Source organism: Pseudobdellovibrionaceae bacterium (assembly GCA_020635075.1).
GTDB lineage: Bacteria > Bdellovibrionota > Bdellovibrionia > Bdellovibrionales > UBA1609 > JADZEO01.
The window spans coordinates 948,989-964,137 of record JACKAM010000001.1; the positions used below are offsets into that span (position 1 = coordinate 948,989).

17 protein-coding genes are annotated in these 15,149 nt (G+C 50.8%); 6 read left to right on the plus strand and 11 right to left on the minus strand.

Annotated elements, in window-relative coordinates; genetic code table 11:
• Positions 1-94: 94 nt before the first annotated feature.
• The gene (locus H6624_04075; GenBank protein ID MCB9083492.1) at positions 95-592 is read left to right on the plus strand and encodes a hypothetical protein; all 498 of its coding nucleotides are present in this window, start codon (positions 95-97) and stop codon (positions 590-592) included.
• A gap of 9 nt (positions 593-601) precedes the next feature.
• On the opposite strand, the gene H6624_04080 is transcribed toward H6624_04075, so the two are convergent.
• Together H6624_04080 and H6624_04085 are read right to left on the minus strand one after the other, a co-directional pair.
• The gene (locus tag H6624_04080; GenBank protein MCB9083493.1) at positions 602-1,177 is read right to left on the minus strand and encodes a superoxide dismutase [Fe]; all 576 of its coding nucleotides are present in this window, start codon (positions 1,175-1,177) and stop codon (positions 602-604) included.
• A gap of 98 nt (positions 1,178-1,275) precedes the next feature.
• Positions 1,276-2,232 carry an HD domain-containing protein gene (locus H6624_04085; GenBank protein MCB9083494.1) on the minus strand — a complete coding sequence of 319 codons (957 nt, stop codon included), beginning with the start codon at positions 2,230-2,232 and terminating at the stop codon, positions 1,276-1,278.
• Positions 2,233-2,249: 17 nt separating this feature from the next.
• On the opposite strand from H6624_04085, the gene H6624_04090 reads away from it, so the two are divergent.
• Entirely contained in the window at positions 2,250-2,771 is a 522-nt protein-coding gene (locus H6624_04090; protein MCB9083495.1) for a hypothetical protein, read from the plus strand.
• Here H6624_04090 and queG read toward each other — a convergent pair.
• Positions 2,737-3,783, minus strand: a complete 1,047-nt coding sequence (gene queG, locus H6624_04095) for a tRNA epoxyqueuosine(34) reductase QueG (protein ID MCB9083496.1) — start codon at positions 3,781-3,783, stop codon at positions 2,737-2,739. The two genes, H6624_04090 and queG, sit on opposite strands and share 35 nt — an antisense overlap.
• A gap of 54 nt (positions 3,784-3,837) precedes the next feature.
• Between queG and H6624_04100 the strand changes: the two genes are divergently transcribed.
• Positions 3,838-5,196: a CCA tRNA nucleotidyltransferase gene (locus tag H6624_04100; protein MCB9083497.1), complete on the plus strand. Its 1,359-nt coding sequence runs from the start codon at positions 3,838-3,840 to the stop codon at positions 5,194-5,196.
• A 14-nt stretch (positions 5,197-5,210) separates the two neighbouring features.
• Here H6624_04100 and H6624_04105 read toward each other — a convergent pair whose 3' ends face one another.
• Complete coding sequence (locus H6624_04105; GenBank protein ID MCB9083498.1) at positions 5,211-5,975, minus strand: hypothetical protein; 765 nt, start codon at positions 5,973-5,975, stop codon at positions 5,211-5,213.
• Between the two features lie 311 nt (positions 5,976-6,286).
• Positions 6,287-6,484, minus strand: coding sequence for a hypothetical protein (locus tag H6624_04110; protein MCB9083499.1), 198 nt, complete (start codon positions 6,482-6,484; stop codon positions 6,287-6,289).
• Between the two features lie 71 nt (positions 6,485-6,555).
• Here H6624_04110 and H6624_04115 point away from each other — a divergent pair, with 71 nt between their 5' ends.
• The 3 genes from H6624_04115 to H6624_04125 all read left to right on the plus strand — a co-directional run bounded on the left by H6624_04115 (position 6,556) and on the right by H6624_04125 (position 9,112).
• Entirely contained in the window at positions 6,556-7,215 is a 660-nt protein-coding gene (locus H6624_04115; protein ID MCB9083500.1) for an O-methyltransferase, read from the plus strand.
• Between the two features lie 222 nt (positions 7,216-7,437).
• Positions 7,438-7,965 (plus strand): hypothetical protein, encoded by a 528-nt coding sequence (locus tag H6624_04120; protein ID MCB9083501.1) that lies wholly within the window; start codon positions 7,438-7,440, stop codon positions 7,963-7,965.
• Between the two features lie 61 nt (positions 7,966-8,026).
• Positions 8,027-9,112 (plus strand): hypothetical protein, encoded by a 1,086-nt coding sequence (locus tag H6624_04125; protein MCB9083502.1) that lies wholly within the window; start codon positions 8,027-8,029, stop codon positions 9,110-9,112.
• Here the strand turns inward: H6624_04125 and H6624_04130 are convergent.
• The 6 genes from H6624_04130 to H6624_04155 form a co-directional block, all read right to left on the minus strand.
• Positions 9,109-11,127: a radical SAM protein gene (locus H6624_04130; GenBank protein MCB9083503.1), complete on the minus strand. Its 2,019-nt coding sequence runs from the start codon at positions 11,125-11,127 to the stop codon at positions 9,109-9,111. The genes H6624_04125 and H6624_04130 overlap by 4 nt on opposite strands.
• Positions 11,128-11,136: 9 nt before the next feature.
• On the minus strand, positions 11,137-11,730 hold the full coding sequence (locus H6624_04135; GenBank protein MCB9083504.1) for a hypothetical protein: 594 nt from the start codon (positions 11,728-11,730) through the stop codon (positions 11,137-11,139).
• A gap of 8 nt (positions 11,731-11,738) precedes the next feature.
• Positions 11,739-12,683, minus strand: a complete 945-nt coding sequence (locus H6624_04140; protein MCB9083505.1) for a TauD/TfdA family dioxygenase — start codon at positions 12,681-12,683, stop codon at positions 11,739-11,741.
• A 109-nt stretch (positions 12,684-12,792) separates the two neighbouring features.
• Complete coding sequence (locus H6624_04145; GenBank protein MCB9083506.1) at positions 12,793-13,320, minus strand: hypothetical protein; 528 nt, start codon at positions 13,318-13,320, stop codon at positions 12,793-12,795.
• Between the two features lie 89 nt (positions 13,321-13,409).
• Entirely contained in the window at positions 13,410-14,342 is a 933-nt protein-coding gene (locus tag H6624_04150) for a hypothetical protein (protein MCB9083507.1), read from the minus strand.
• 302 nt (positions 14,343-14,644) lie between these two features.
• Entirely contained in the window at positions 14,645-14,989 is a 345-nt protein-coding gene (locus H6624_04155) for a hypothetical protein (protein ID MCB9083508.1), read from the minus strand.
• Positions 14,990-15,149 lie beyond the last annotated feature (160 nt).

Below are 15,149 nucleotides of genomic sequence, written 5' to 3' on the forward strand. Positions count from 1 at the left end.
AACACAATTCCCATGACGCAAACTTTCGAATGAAGCGCGATGACTCTGCGCACTACTTCATGACCAAAGGTAAGAGTCCACCTATGATTTTCCCATGGCACATATTAATTGCTCCCTAGTCGTTCCCGGCCCCATTAAAGAGGTGTTTGACTTTCTCTGCGACCCGAGAAGGGTTCCCCATTTGCTGGAAGGGCGAATTGATGTGGAAGTCGTCAATGCCGAGCCTGAACTCCAGAAAGGTGCGGAATTCACCTACTTGATGACGCGAGTCGGAATTTCTCAGCAGGTGCGTTACCGGGTGGAGGATCTGACGAGGGGAACAGTCATGACCTACCGGCAAACGGAGGGAGTGTTTCGCAAGTGGGTACATACCCAAAAATTTTCTACCCACGGCAAAAATGAGACTCTGGTTACCGATGTGGTCGACTATGAGTTGCCTTTTGGATTAGTGGGTCATGTCTTGGACGATTTGGTGTTTCGTAAGGACTTGCGCCAAATATTAGAAAACCGCCTCAAGAGGGCGGCCTTCCACTTTCAAGGTCTTTATCAGGGTGAGGAAATGGAGCCTCAAGAGGCGGCCACATCCTCCTAGCAAGCGCGCCTAAAGATTCTTGGCAACGAAGTCCCAGTTTACAAGATTCCAGAAGGTATCGATGTATTTGGGCCGAGCATTTCGGTAGTCGATGTAATAGGCGTGCTCCCAAACATCGCAGGTCAACAGTGGAGTAGTCCCCTTAGTCATTGGGTTCTCCGCATTCGCTGTTGCAACCACAGCCAATTTGCCACCGGCATTTTTCACCAACCAGGCCCAGCCAGAGCCAAACTGTGTGGCAGCGGCTTGGGTGAATTGCTCTTTAAAGGTCGCAAATGATCCGAAGTCAGCTTTAATCTTATCAGCCAAAGCCCCAGTAGGCTCTCCGCCCCCTTTGGGTTTCAGGCAGTTCCAATAAAAGGTGTGGTTCCAAACCTGAGCAGCATTGTTAAACATTCCGCCCGAGGATTTCTTAACGATCTCCTCTAGAGACATCTTTGCAAATTCAGTCCCCTCAATCATGCCGTTGAGCTTGTCCACATAAGCCTTGTGGTGTTTGCCGTAGTGGTACTCGATGGTTTCAGGTGAAATGTGAGGGGCTAACGCATCATTGGAATACGGCAGCGCCGGTAATTCAATTGCCATAAGTTCTCCTTTCAGAACCTCTCTTTATACTTCGTCCATGGGAGGCAGGCAAGGCGGCCAATTTGTGACGCCAGTAATAAGGAGCTTTAAGATTCAATTCAGATTAAAGACTGGAACTTGAGCTCGTCCTGGAGGGCCTTCATGTATTCAAGAGGATGCTGGGCGATCTTGTTCACCAAAAGTTCTTTGAGCGCCTCTTTGGGGCTCATTTTGTAAAAGCTCACATAGCGGTCAAAGGCATTGGCCGTCGAGGCAATCATCACCATCGGGTCAAGCTGGAGTTCACGAAGGCCCTTAGGGAATCCACTGCCATCGATGTGCTCTTCATGCTCAAGAATAATGCGCATGACGGCTTCGTCAAAGTGCTTATAACCTTTGACCCGATCGACTCCCTTTTGCGGGTGCTGAAGGTACAATTGCTTTTCGCCTGGATTCATGGAGTTCAACGGGCGGGTGTAATCAACGGGAGTGTAGTGGTGTTCGATATCGTGCAGGAAGCAGCCAAGGGAAAGTATGTCGAGAGGGAATTTCTCGGTAAACCCCAGTTTCTCAGCGATCCCGACCGAGAGACTGGCCACGGAAACCCCATGGTGGGCCAGGTTCATGTCGACATTGTGAACATCTTGAACGGCTTTAAGGCCAAAAGTTTCTCGTTTGAGAAATTCCACAAAGCGCTTGGACCCTTTGCGGGCCTCGTCGTAAAATTCCTTCTTTTCTGGAGCATCCATGACTTCTTCTGCTGCTGCTTGCTGTGAGCCTTGAATCACCTCGGCCCGGACATTGAGTGGTTTTTCCGATTTAGGATCATATGCGGTTTCAATGGATTCTTCCAGATAGGCTCGGTAGGCCGTCTCGTGATCAGGGGGGATGTACAGCTTTTTGAGCTTTTTCTCTCTCAGGCGAGTGAGGCGGCTGCCTTCAAAACTGTCGCCAAGACGACAATAGAGAATAAACTTACCTGCCACCTGAACGTAAGCATCGAAGGAAATTTTTAAATCTCCCCGGAGGGTGGAGACGCGAATGGGGAGAAATTCTTTTGCTTCTGTTTCTGTCATAGAGGTATCCTTTGATTATGGACGAGGTCGTAACGGAATTCAAATCAGAGTCGCAGGAAATTCTCGCACGCCTGACGGCTCTCTTGGAGGATTTGGAAGAAGACCCAGGTCGGGTGAACGAACTGGACGGCTACGGACAAAAGGTGGATCGAATTATGGGAGGAGCCATGAGCCTCGCCTCGGCCATGGACAATGACCCTTTGTTAAATCAGATTGGGGCCTGTGCAGGCCTTTGTAAAACGGTGGGCTATCGGGGGTCACAAATTCCTGAAGAACAAGGTGGGTTTGCCAAAGCTGTGATTGGTTTGCTTCTCGATATGACGGAAATGTTGCAGACTATGGTCGAGAAGGTGGGATCAGAAAAGAACTTTGATTTGAGTTCCCCCCTTTATTTGACTGTGGTCGATCGACTGAAGTGGGTTTCCGAGCAGTTTCAGGATGGCACCAGAAGCTCTCTCAAGATTGCTGGGACTCAAGGGACAGCGAAGGACTTTGGCGAAAACATCAATGATCTTCTGAAGCGGATGGGTGTGAGCTGATTCTGTTGAGAGTCCAGTCTGCCAGTTCCCCAAGGCGGGGATGACTCAAATACATTTCGATTTCTGGGGTGAGACCGGTGAGCCTGTAATGGGCGGCCACCAGCAGGGCATTGCGTTTGAGTCCCCTACCCCCGGCCCTGGCTAATGGCGTCCTTCTCAGTTGACGATTGAGCTCTTTGTTTGAAGTCGTGAGAATGAGGCGTAATTCTGATTCCAACTCGGGGTCTGAAGGAGAAACAGATTGGGCCTCTCGAAGGGAGGGGCCAAAAATCTTCTCGTTCCAGGGGCAGACGGTCTGACAAAGGTCACAGCCAAACAGCCAGCCGTCCATTTTGTCTCTCAACTCCAGGGGTGGGCTGGTCTTGGCTTCAATCGTCCAATAGGAAATGCACTTTCTGGCATCCATCTCCCTTTCTTTGGTAAACGCCTGGGTGGGGCAAACATCCAAACAGCGATGGCAGGTTCCGCAGTGGTCAGGTGAAGGAGTCGCTGTCGCCGGAGCTGGCAAGCTGGTGAGGATTTCACCAATAAAAAACAGGCTCCCCTGGCGACGGTGAATCAGGCAGGTGTTTTTGCCAATCCACCCCAGTCCGGCCCGGTAGGCCAGGTCCCTCTCGAGCAGTGGAGCCGAGTCAGTGGCCGGCCAAAACACCTGATCCTTATACATCTCGCTGAGACTCTGGCAAAGAGCCTCCAGGCGTTCCTTGAACCAATGATGGTAGTCCTCGCCTCGGGCGTAAAGGGCGACTCGGTTGGCTTTAAAAGGGAGGTCCGTACTTCCCGGTACTTCCGGGAAGTAGTTGCAGGAGACCACCAGGGCACTGATGGCCCGCGGGACAAGGTTGCTTGGGCTTGTTTTGTGGGCAAGGTGAGTCTGCAGATAAGTCATGTCGCCATGATAGTCTTTGGCTAACCACTCTTCATACTGACGGAGGCTGATGGCAGGTTCCAGACTTGTCATGCCAACCCGCTGAAATCCCAGTGCTTTGATCTGGTCCTCTATTTGTGCCATGATAGGGTGGTTCATGGCTTAAACGTACACGATTCTGACGGAGGCTTGTAGTCTTTGGAAATTTTCTCACGCCATCCTCACTTTAAGGAGGTCGAGTCGGTTTGTCGTCGGCTGACGGAGGCTGGCTACCAGGCCTTCTTGGCTGGCGGCTGTGTTCGTGACGCCCTTTTGGGACGTCCTTCCAACGACTTCGATGTTGCCACGAGTGCCAATCCCGATGAAATCGAAGCCTTGTTTCCGAAGTCCCTGGCGGTGGGGAAGCAGTTTGGCGTGGTCATTTTGCCCTTCGATGGATTTCAGATTGAGGTGGCCACCTTCCGTTTAGATGGGGAGTATCAGGACGGCCGGCATCCAGAAAAGGTCACGTTTTCCACGCCCGAAGATGATGCGGGCCGAAGGGATTTTACCGTCAACGCCCTTTTTTATGATTTGTCTGAACACAAAGTGATCGATTATGTGGGTGGCATTGCTGACCTAGAACGAAAACTCCTGCGCACGGTTGGCGACCCCCAAAAGCGATTTGCCGAAGACCGGTTGCGGATTTTGAGAGCTGTCCGCATTGCCGCTCAACTGGGTTTTGATATTGAACGGGCGACGTTTAAGGCAGTTTGTGATTGGGCCAAGGAAGTCTGCGTGGTGTCTCAGGAAAGGGTGACGGCAGAGATAAAAAAAATGTTGAGCCTTAAAAACCGTATCCAGGCACTGCACGATTTACAAGTCAGCGGTTTGGCCATAGAGGTGCTTCCAGAATTGGGTTATTTTTCCATCAACCAGGAACTGGCCGCGCGTAAGAGCAAACACTTGGGGCAATTGTTAGGGGATGAGGCAAGGCCTGGGATTCTATGGTCTTTACTATTGTGGCAAGAGGTGGAGGGGCTGAGGCAGGAATTGGTCAGTGCGGATGACTGGCCACCCTTGGTTAAGGGTTTGGTCGAACTGATCTTGCGCAGACTGAAGTGTTCCAACCAGGAAATCAGTGAGACAGTGTTTGTTTTGACTCACTATCGGGAATTGTTGGAAGTGACAGAGAGCGATGACTTTAAGCCTTTCCCACGGACCACTCTCCCAAGTTTTGAGGTGGGAAAGTTGTTGCTCCTTGATCATCCAGAGGGATTGACCCTGCTTGACTTTGCCATGGCGGTTGCGGCTCAGGAAAATGTGGGGCAGGAGCAGGTGCTTTTTATCCATCAGGAGTATCTGTGGAGAGTCGATCCCAAAACAGGGAAGTTGCCTCACCCATGGGTCAAAGGTGGGGACCTGTCGGCACTAGGATTTTCTCCAGGTCCTGAAATGGGATTGGTTTTAGATGACCTCTACAGAGCGCAAATTGCCGGAGAGGTCGCCGGAAAAAAAGAAGCCCTGGCGCGTGCCAGGGCTCTGCAAAACGAATTGGCTAAAGAACACAACGATTAATACAGAAGCTTCGCTTAATTGGGTTTGTACCAACAACGTGGGCGCAAGCCGGCAAGAAAGCCTGCTGTACGAGTGCACGTGCCCTGACGGGGATCAGAGTCGTGGACGTCGTCGTTCACATCAGCCGTACAGAGTGAACCCTGAAAGTAGGTGTCCAAGCGACACTGGGTCCCCGGATGATTATCATCGGTTTGATTGACCTGGTTGGGGTCTGGACTGTCAAAGCCGGGGTCAGCACTTTCCTTACGAAGATCTTTGAACAAAAGTGCCGTGGACATACCAGCCATTGAGGTGCGAATACAAAGAGCAGTGGCCTCTTCGCCCGGAAACTTCTGTGCGCACTCTCCGGCGAGGAAGGGGTCGATGGTGTTCTTCTCTACATATTCCAGATTTTCTTCAGGTGTAAAAACCCGGCGTAAACACTTGAGGACGGCAAAATAGTCGCTCTGACCTTCGTTGCTTGCCCAGGTGTTGAACCAACCGCCGGCCTTTGGGGTGCCGCCAATATGGTGGCCAGTTTCGTGACAGGCAACCAGAGCAAAGCCGTCTTTGGTGATCTCCTGGTGACGGGCGAGACCGCCATACATGTTGACCACATAGTTGCGGCCACTGCGCATGGCTGAGGCGTTTACTGTTCCATCGCTCCACAAGCGGCGAATCATTAGGTTGCCACCTTTTGCTGAAATGATGGGGCCGTAGACCTGTTGAACGGCATCCAGCACATCATTGAATTCGGCCTCAGTAAGGCCACCGGCGGTGGCACCGACGGGAATATTCATATTGTTTTCTTCGACGAAGCCCGTGCACAGATATTCCGGTGAAGTCATGGACAGACCGAACCCAACTCCGGCCATCAGTGCGAGCGTAAACAAAATCCTTTTTGTTATCATAGGGGGAATCCTTTCCTCGAATGAACGCTTAATTGGTTGTTGCGAACAAAGAATAGGCCACGTCGAAGCGCTCCTCCTAGAGGAAAGGATTAAAAGGGTTCCAAAATGGCACTATTCTGGACAAGAGTCCGGCAAACTCACTAAACTTTCGTTTTTTTGGTGAGAAAGGATCAGTACTGAATTAGGAAAGCGAGACTGAGCTAGCGATGGGAGCTCTTCTTTTCCTTGGCCTTCATCCCAGAGTGGTTTTTCCAATTGTACTCAGGGCTGCTTTGATAACGCTGTTGCCAAGCATCCCACTTGTTCTGGGGAAGGTTGTGGCGAACCTGGCCGTTTTCATCAAAGATGTCGTTGTTCTTGCCAAACAGAAAGTCTAAAAGCGTGTTCATGATTCCCATAGTGGGCAGAGTCTACCGTGATTGGGAATGAAAATGCAATTCGTGAAAACCATAATAGCCTGGAGCCCTAAATGGATAAAAGTTTTGGCAATAGTGATCAGGCGATAGGGAAGTATGTATACGACCTACTGAGACCTGAGGACCCCATCCTTGAAGCATCGCGACAAGAAGCCCTGGCGGCTGGAATGCCTGAGATTCAGGTGGGCGGTTTGGATGGTCGTCATTTGGAGATTCTCGCCCTCCTTTCTGGAGCAAAAAAGACTGTGGAGATCGGAACCCTAGCGGGTTATTCGGGGATCTGTTTGCTGCGAGGGATGGGGGACGGCGGGCACCTCTATACTTTTGAATACAGCCCACTCCATGCCCAGGTGGCCCATCGCAACTTCAAAATGGCTGGCTTGGAAAATCAGGTTTCTCTTTATGTGGGCCCAGCCCTTGAACGGCTCCCGCAAATTGAGCATGAGGGGCCTTTTGATTTGGTCTTCATTGACGCCGACAAAGGCAACTATCCGGAGTATCTCAAATGGGCTGAGTCCCACCTTCGCAAGGGTGGGCTTGTTATTGGCGACAACACCTTTGCCTTTGGACGGATTGCTCAGGACCCTCCCCAGGCCGACGCGACCTCCGTATTTGCTCTTCAGGAGTTTAATTCCCACTTAGCAGGGTCCCCTCACTGGAAGACCACCATTTTCCCTACCGGCGAGGGGCTGACCCTTGGGGTTCGGGTTTAGGTGGCAGCAGACAGAGCCTAATTGAGGCGTTCTTCGTCCAAAAATGGGGCTGTCATTGTTGTCGACAGAAATTCAAAACTAAGGTGATGGCAAAGTCTCCAACTTCTATGCAGGGCGTATCATAATATCTCGATCGCCCAAAATACCATCGTGTTCCAAACGGCATCTCGCTAAAATTAAAGGAAAGAATCGTCACGGAAATGACGGTCGGAGGGACGTGTTATGAGTAACTGTGGAATTGCCACTTGGGCTTTGAAAGGCCTGGTGGGGCTTATAGCCTTTTTCTTTTTCTTATCTCCTGCTCACGGCAAGCAGGCGGGCAAAAAGTATTACATCTATGATAATGGTCAGGTCCATGTGAGCGAGAACCCAAATGTCTACGTGGACAAAAACGGAACTCCCACCTTGGTCATCCGGAGGGCAACTGCCGGTGGCCGACATCGAGAGGGGCGAACGGTGTATGAAACCGTCGCCACGACAGCCTTTGTCAGTTCAAAGACCCAGGCAAATCAGGTTTTGGAAGCGATGATGAACTCTCCTCATCGTAATCAATTGGTAAAACCGATTGAGATTAAAAAGGAAGAGAGGCGGGAGGCAAATCCACTTAAGCCTCAGCAGCCCGCTGCAAAAGAAGGCAAGAGAGCCGAAGTGGAGAATGGAAACGCCCGCCCAGATGTCAGCAAACAGTCTGAGGGGGGTGGCACCAACTCCGAGGAAAAAACAAAGGCTCAGTTACAGGCGATGAAGTAACTGAAAGGTCTAAGAGAGCAGTGGTAGACTCACGAAACCTGGCAAACAAATGGACGTGCGCGTGAGAGCAGTGGAAACTGAGGATGATGATTGTTTTCGGGAAAGGTCCGCCCTGATCATTGACCAGAGCGGTTTTTCTCTGGTCCAGGTGGTCATGGCGGTTGGGATTCTCGGGATCCTAACCTTGGCGACCTTGAGGTCGACCAGTTTTTTTATGACCAGCCTCCATGCCACGACTCAGACAACTGAGCTTCGTGCTCTGGGAACGGATTTAGCCCTATTCTTGCGTGACGACGCAATTTGCACAAACACCTTTCAGGGCACGGTTTTCCCCGGTCCTGACATCAATATTTTAAATCTGAATGTGAGATCGGGAATACACGTATTCTTTTCCCTGGCTCCGGGGAAATTTGGATCCGGGCTCGACATTAAAACCATTAAGCTGATTAAAAACCCGCCGGTGCCAGTTGGCACGAAAACGGTTGGGGGAATTGTTTATGACAAGTATGTCGTGAACCTGGAACTTAGATCTGAAAAAAGTGACGATGCTCTCGGGGCCAGAGGCAACCGGCCGGTGGTGGTACCACTGATGATGTATTTGGTTCAGGCGACCGGAGCGGTGGACACCTGCGCCTCCAACAGTTCGGCCCAGGAAATTTGTGAACAGCTGTTTTCCGGCACCCTCGTCGGCGGGAAGTGCCGGATGAAAACTCACACCAAACGGTATAGGGCAACTGGGGTTCGCTATAATGCCTTTCAGGGGCCGGGTGTTCTGCAGGGAGCTGCCGGCGATTTGTTGGGCATTACCAACTACGAAGCTGGTTTTAATGAGTGGCGGGTACAGGCGCCACGATGCCCCCCGGACACTACCATCATCGGCTGTAACACCACTATGATCACGGGGACGGGTCGGTCCGAGGAGTATTATAATCGTGACTATGATTGGGACCAAGGGGGCACCATCCTTGGGGTTCCTGTTGATCCTGCAATTTGGTGGGTGAGCTCCTATTTGGATAATAATGATCTTGATGGAGAAGGGCGGCCCAACTGTGTCATGCGGGCGTATCGAGGTATTATTGAGGGTGGGTTTACTGATTACTATCCGACTTCGGTTTGCGCGGCCCACGACCCAACTCTGCTGCCTTAAATTATTTCGGAGTCAACATCGGTAAAGTAAGTGGACGCATGGCGAATGTAGCAAGGGGACACTGTTTGCAAAGCAAATCGCGCCAGCCGTTCCTCGCTTGTGGCCTCCCTTAACTCAGCCCAATCCAAATCCTTGCGGTACATGCCGAAGCTGTTTTTTTGGTCGCCAATGCGGATGAGAAATCGTCCTCTTTGCGGAGGAGTTGCCGGTTGAGAGTGAAGCAGTGGAGCGAAAAAAAGAGGCCAGTCATAGAGAGAAGGGAAGGTCTTGCCCTTTCTGCGGTCGTAGTCTGGAGATATGCAGATCTCCCTTTGGTAGTTGAGTAAATCCTGTAGGAGCTCCGGGTCGTTTTCCGCTGGGTTCAGGTGATGGAAAGCAAATTCCTGTAACTCATGGCTGAACTCCTCATAATTAACGGCTGCCTGGATAAACCACCACTCCTCTGGTTCATACAAAAAATCATCCAACTTCGGGTCGAGAACGTAAAGCGCGTCTGGCTTGGCAAGAAAGGTTTTAAAGTGGTTGCGGAGGAAATCAAACTGCTGATTCATCAGTCCTGAACTGGATGAATAATGGTCGTAGAGCCTATCATAAAACTCCCTGTAGCCCATTTTCCCTGTGGAATGGAAATAAATAGCGAGAAAGCGGGTGAGGGCAAAGTTGTGGTGGGCCATTATCATTGTCGAATAAAGTACCATTTCCATCCATTCGCCTTCGCTCATCTGACTGTGGCTGGTAATGACCCGAGCCCTTCCCGCAAATGGGCGAGTTCCAACGCTTCGGAGACAGCGTTGAGTCGTCACCGATCTCAATTTGGACTGGATTTCATGTTTTGCCACATACTCTGGGACTGATGCTGGCGCGTTGGGGAGAAGAGTGTACATGTGGCAACGGATTTCCTCGTGAAAACCAATTTCGAGGAGGTCAATGATGGACTTTTTGTAATCATTCAGAGATTCCCCTGGGCAGCCCATAATCAGAACACCAGTTGTCGAGACTTGATCCTTTTGGAGTCGTTTGATGAGATCCAGGTATTTTCCCGTACTGAGATTCATGCGCTCCATCACTTCCAGAGTGTCGGGATTTGTGGATTGTATGCTGACCACGATGGTGGCCAGCAAATTGGCGTCGTAGAGCTTCTTGCCAATCTCATATATCCGCTCAGCCTTGTTTTTGGTCGGCGCCCAGTAAACCTCGGCAACGCTACTGTCGCGGGTCTTAGCGATCAACTGATCGGTGATCTCCAGGTCTCTTTGTAGAATGCCGAAGTTGGCATCGGCGATAAATACAGCATTAACCTCATGCTCGCAGAACCAGTCCATTTCGCGATTCAGGCGTTCCATTGGGACCTGGCGGATTTTTGAGTAGGTGTTGGAGCCCCAATCGCAAAACCGGCACTTGTAGGGACAGCCCCGGTTGGTTTCCCAAAGGGCTTTGGTCCATTTCAGTTTGCCATACTTCTGAGCCACCTGATTCATAAGAGGTGAGTCAAGATAGGGGCTCACCAGGGCAAACTCCATGATCTTCTGCGAAGGTCCGGTGGCGTGGGTGTACCCAGACTTGTTGATGATCAGGCCGGAAACACTCTCCAGGTTCGGAGTGTCACTTAGCTGCTGTTGGAGAATCCGGGCAAAAGGAATTTCGCCGTCCTCGACGACGACAACATCCAGCTGAGGGTATTTGCGAAACAATTGGGGATCGCGAAACGGAACTCCGGGGCCACCGGCGACAACCAGACAGCTGGGATGAGCGATCTTGACAAGGCGGGCGATTTCCAAATTTGCGTCCCAGCTCCAGTCATAACAGCTCAGTCCCAGAATGTGAATTTGATCCAGCGGACCCTTGACCTTTCCGAGCATTGCTTCTGGAGTCCCGGGTAAAAACAAGGGCTCCATCCAGTTGTAGTGAATCTTTAGTTCAGGGTAGGTATTGCAGTGAGACTCCAGCAGGCCAGCCACATAGGGGAGGTAAACCTGATCTTGAAACGGGGGAATGCAAATCAAAATATTCCGCACATCACATCCTTAAGGAGGGGTTCCTGATGATTGAGCTAAATGGCATTCCCTTTCCAGAGTGTCGCTCCGATATTTGAAATACACCTTGGTTCCCATCTCTTTGGAAAAATACAGCAGCAAGTCACTGGACCATTTGCCACCCCACATTTTTTCATGAAAAGGGATGACCTCCATCTTTCCATAATGAGGAGATTCGTACTGAATGGGAGGTTTCACCTCAATCGAAAATTCGCGAATCAAGGTCCCACTGGGGTTGGTTTCTCGGATCTTTCCTGCATAAACCTTTCCCTCAGGGAAGGTCATGATGTCCGACAGATCCCCTTCGATGACTTCCTGGCGAATCTCGTGTTTGTCGTCAATCAGTATGAGACGAGAAATTGACGAGATCACTTGCCAAGGCTCTTTGCCGAAGACGTATTTGGCCCTATCCGTTTGCAGTTGGACCAGGTCATAGTCCTGGTCTTTGCGCAGATATTCGACCTGAACCTGGCTGGTGTCCCCTTGGCACTTCAAGAGTTGGCTCTTTGGAATTGGGTAATGGGGAGATTTTTGCACCATCTGGCATCCGAAAAGCAGAACCAGTGGGATGAGAAGGCGGTACACCAAACACCTCAATTTAAATGGGCATCGAGGGATGCTCGAGCCTGTTGTTTTTGAGGCGCATTCAGATTGTACCAAAAAGTGGTGCGAAAGACCTCGCGAATACCTGTGAAAGGCGTCCTCTTGTGAATGCTGTGCACTTGATCCGAAAACACCAAATCACCCTTAGACCACTTGTGCTTGTAGACATACTTGTCCTGAATCACGTGCTCCACCAGGCGATCAAAGACCTTTTTGCCTTCGGCCTGACTGAGTTCTTTGAATGAGGCAATCATGGTAAAAGGGAAATAAAGGCCTTTTTCGCCGGTGACGGGGTGATCCACAACAAGCTTCTTTACAATCCCGTCAGTGGTTTGCCATTGATCTATCCAGTTGGCCTTCTGCCCCGTTTCCTCTCCCGGGCGGATCCGATTGGCCATCTTCTCAAATTCCTTGGCCTCAAAATCGTCGAAGTTGTAAAATCCTTGATTGCCATGAATCTCAGCGAAGGGGCGGTAGATGCAGTGAAGTTGCTCCAATTCGCGTCGGAAGGAATCAGGAAGATCCTCGTAGGCCAGCTGATTGTCATTAAACCAGGTGTCGCCGCCGGTTCCTTGGGCAGGGTCAACACACCAAATGGCCACACAGTCCTCAGGGTCGGAGTGGAGGACTCCATTGGAGTGCCACAGTAGCTCCCGGTCCCCGAACCAGCCCATGTGTTCACCATCAATGACCTTGTTGGTGACGCGGAAAATCTCAGGATGCTCCTTGTGGTTGGCCCAGGTGTCCTGAGGGGCGTGCAGGCCAAACTTCTTGGTAATGTCCACAAAGCGACCTGCCGTGAGATGTGTTTGTTGGCGCAGGAGCACAAACTTGTGAGTGGCCGCGGAATAGCCGATTTCGCGGATCAAATCGTCCTGATCTGGAGCTAACTGACATTTAAATTCCAGACCTATGTTACTGAGACGCTCAATCACCTGTTGTCCTCCTGTAATGATTAACTTATCGCCCTCTACTTCAACCCAAATTTGGCAAAAATAAAAGATGCAGGGGGGAGAAATATCAGTCTGCGTCAAGGAAGTTCATTTAGAGGAAAAAGTAGGCAAACCAGTCTGTCAATTGGACAGTGGAGCTGCCGGGAGAGAGAAGCCCAGAGCCGACTGGCTCGTTGACATCCAGGTTGCCATCGCCGTTGGAATCGATATAGGCGCAAATTCTATAGGTGCGCTTTTCCAGTTCACCTATGATCTGCCCTTGGGAGCCTCGCCAACTCGAAACGGTCCCTCTTATGGCCAATCCATCATAGCTTGATGTGGCGCTACCTGAGCCATCAAAGGAAAAGGCAAAATTGGTCGAACTGAGAACCACCAGGTAGCTTTCACAGTCCACATCGGTATCTGAAGTCAATCCGACATAGATGATTTTACCCGAGCTGTTGCAGCTGGGAACAGCGTCGACCGCGCACTCAACCTCCACGTCGGGTATAAAGGAATAAATGGGAGAGTCGCTGCCACCTGTTTGCAGGCAGCCGACTAGGAAAAGGCCTGCGAAAAGACCAAGTGGGCCAAAAGTAAAGGGGATCAAGGTGGTGTTGAATCTGGGAAATTTGCTCATGCTTGGCCAGACTAATAAAAAAACCTCGGAAGGACAATTCTTCCGAGGTTTTCAGTGAATGACTCATCCTAATGTCTAGGATTCAGGTCTTAGCGGGCTACCCCCAAAAGGACAGCGTACTTTCCGCGGCTGCCAATCAAATTTGGCGAGGTCGCAGTGACAATGACTCGCTGTACATTGCGCAAACCGTAAAGCTGAGCACGACGACTTTCACCATCACGAACATAGCCTTCAAGCTCCCACATCCTTTGGTGGTCGCCGTTGCCGAAGACAACGACCACTTCGCGGATATCGACGACTTCGTCACGTCCTTGAATGATGATCTCACCCACATTGTGCTGGTTGGCGCTGAAGCTCTCGCGATCTTCAATCACTTTGTCAGCCTTGTCGGTTCCAAGCTCGACAGTTGTCAGACGAGGAGGACGGGGAGGGTGAGGTGGACGTGAGAACTCGCGCTGCAGATAAACAATAACAGAACGAACTTTGATGTTGCCGTCCATGTGAATCTGCCAAGCGCCGTTATCGCGGCCGCTGTAGTTATTTAACTGAACCCGGTCAAAAGTGTATTCCATAGCGCTTTGGAAATCCCGTGGGTCGCCACCAATTGTTCCCCGATCCTGACTGGAGTTGCCAACCATGAGCTCGGCTTGACCACGACCCATTTTAGACTTGGCGACTAGAGTCACGCCTTCCAGGTCGTAATCCTGCAGACTCATATAGGGATGTTGGTTCATGATTTCGCGCTTCAGATAGAGGACACTGTCACGACCAACAAAGTGTTGATCGCCATAGTAGATTTCCACTTGTTCGAAGCGACCGGGCCTAACGGGACGGTCGGGACGACCAGGTCTTCCCGGGCGGCCAGGGCGATCAGGTCGAACCAAATCACCAAAATCGTTACCCGGCAGGTTCATTCCCGGATGACCGGGACGGGCATGGCCGAAGTCAAAACTGTCGGCGTTGGCATTCATCATAGATAAAGCAGTAAGAAGGCCGGTAATGGCCATAAGTGTATTCTTCATTTTTCCCCCTCTTGGATCAATCAGCACAAGATAAAACTTGTGATACACTCATGCCTTTGAGCACAGGATGTGCCAACCTCAAAGTAACTTGGTTTTGATTTGAGGGAAAAAGTGGAGCCAATCTGACTCAAGCAAACTTAGACCAGTATCAACTGGTCACCGGTTAAAAATTTGCAGAGAATTATTTGCGCCTTGTGTTACGGCGTTCATGGCAGGCAGTCCTGTCTTGCTCAGTACAAAAACAATGAGTGCCAGAGCAACCAGTGCCAATGCCCATTTGCTATCCATATAGTCGGTCCTTTTTAGCTGCAGGTGAGGTTAACGCAGGCATCAATTAGAAGTTGGCCACGGTCCATATCCACTTTTTGACCGCGGACGCTTTCATAAAGTGATACTCGTCGATCAAAACACTTCTCAGCCGCATCTGCATGGGCTGCATTCCGGCTGGCGCCAACGCCGACGATGGTGCCCACATCACCCGAGTGGAATTTGCAGGTAAAACTGCGCGGGGCAGCTTCTTGGGGAGGGTTCATCATCTGCACTTTGGCTGAGGGGCTGGTGGTCTGGTGATTGACGCCAGAGGCTAGGGCCCTGTGAGCAGCGACCAGAAACATAAGAGCGGCAATCATGGTCAATAGGGATTTCATGGGTTTCTCCTTCATCTCTGTGACTCTTTAGAGCAATTGAAACGCCAACTCGACCCCTCAGCGGCCGCCTAAATATCTGTAATTACGAACGTAATTATTCGACATCGGAGCAAAAATGGTCATTCCCGGTAATGGGCCAAAATTGGTTCGACCGGTGATC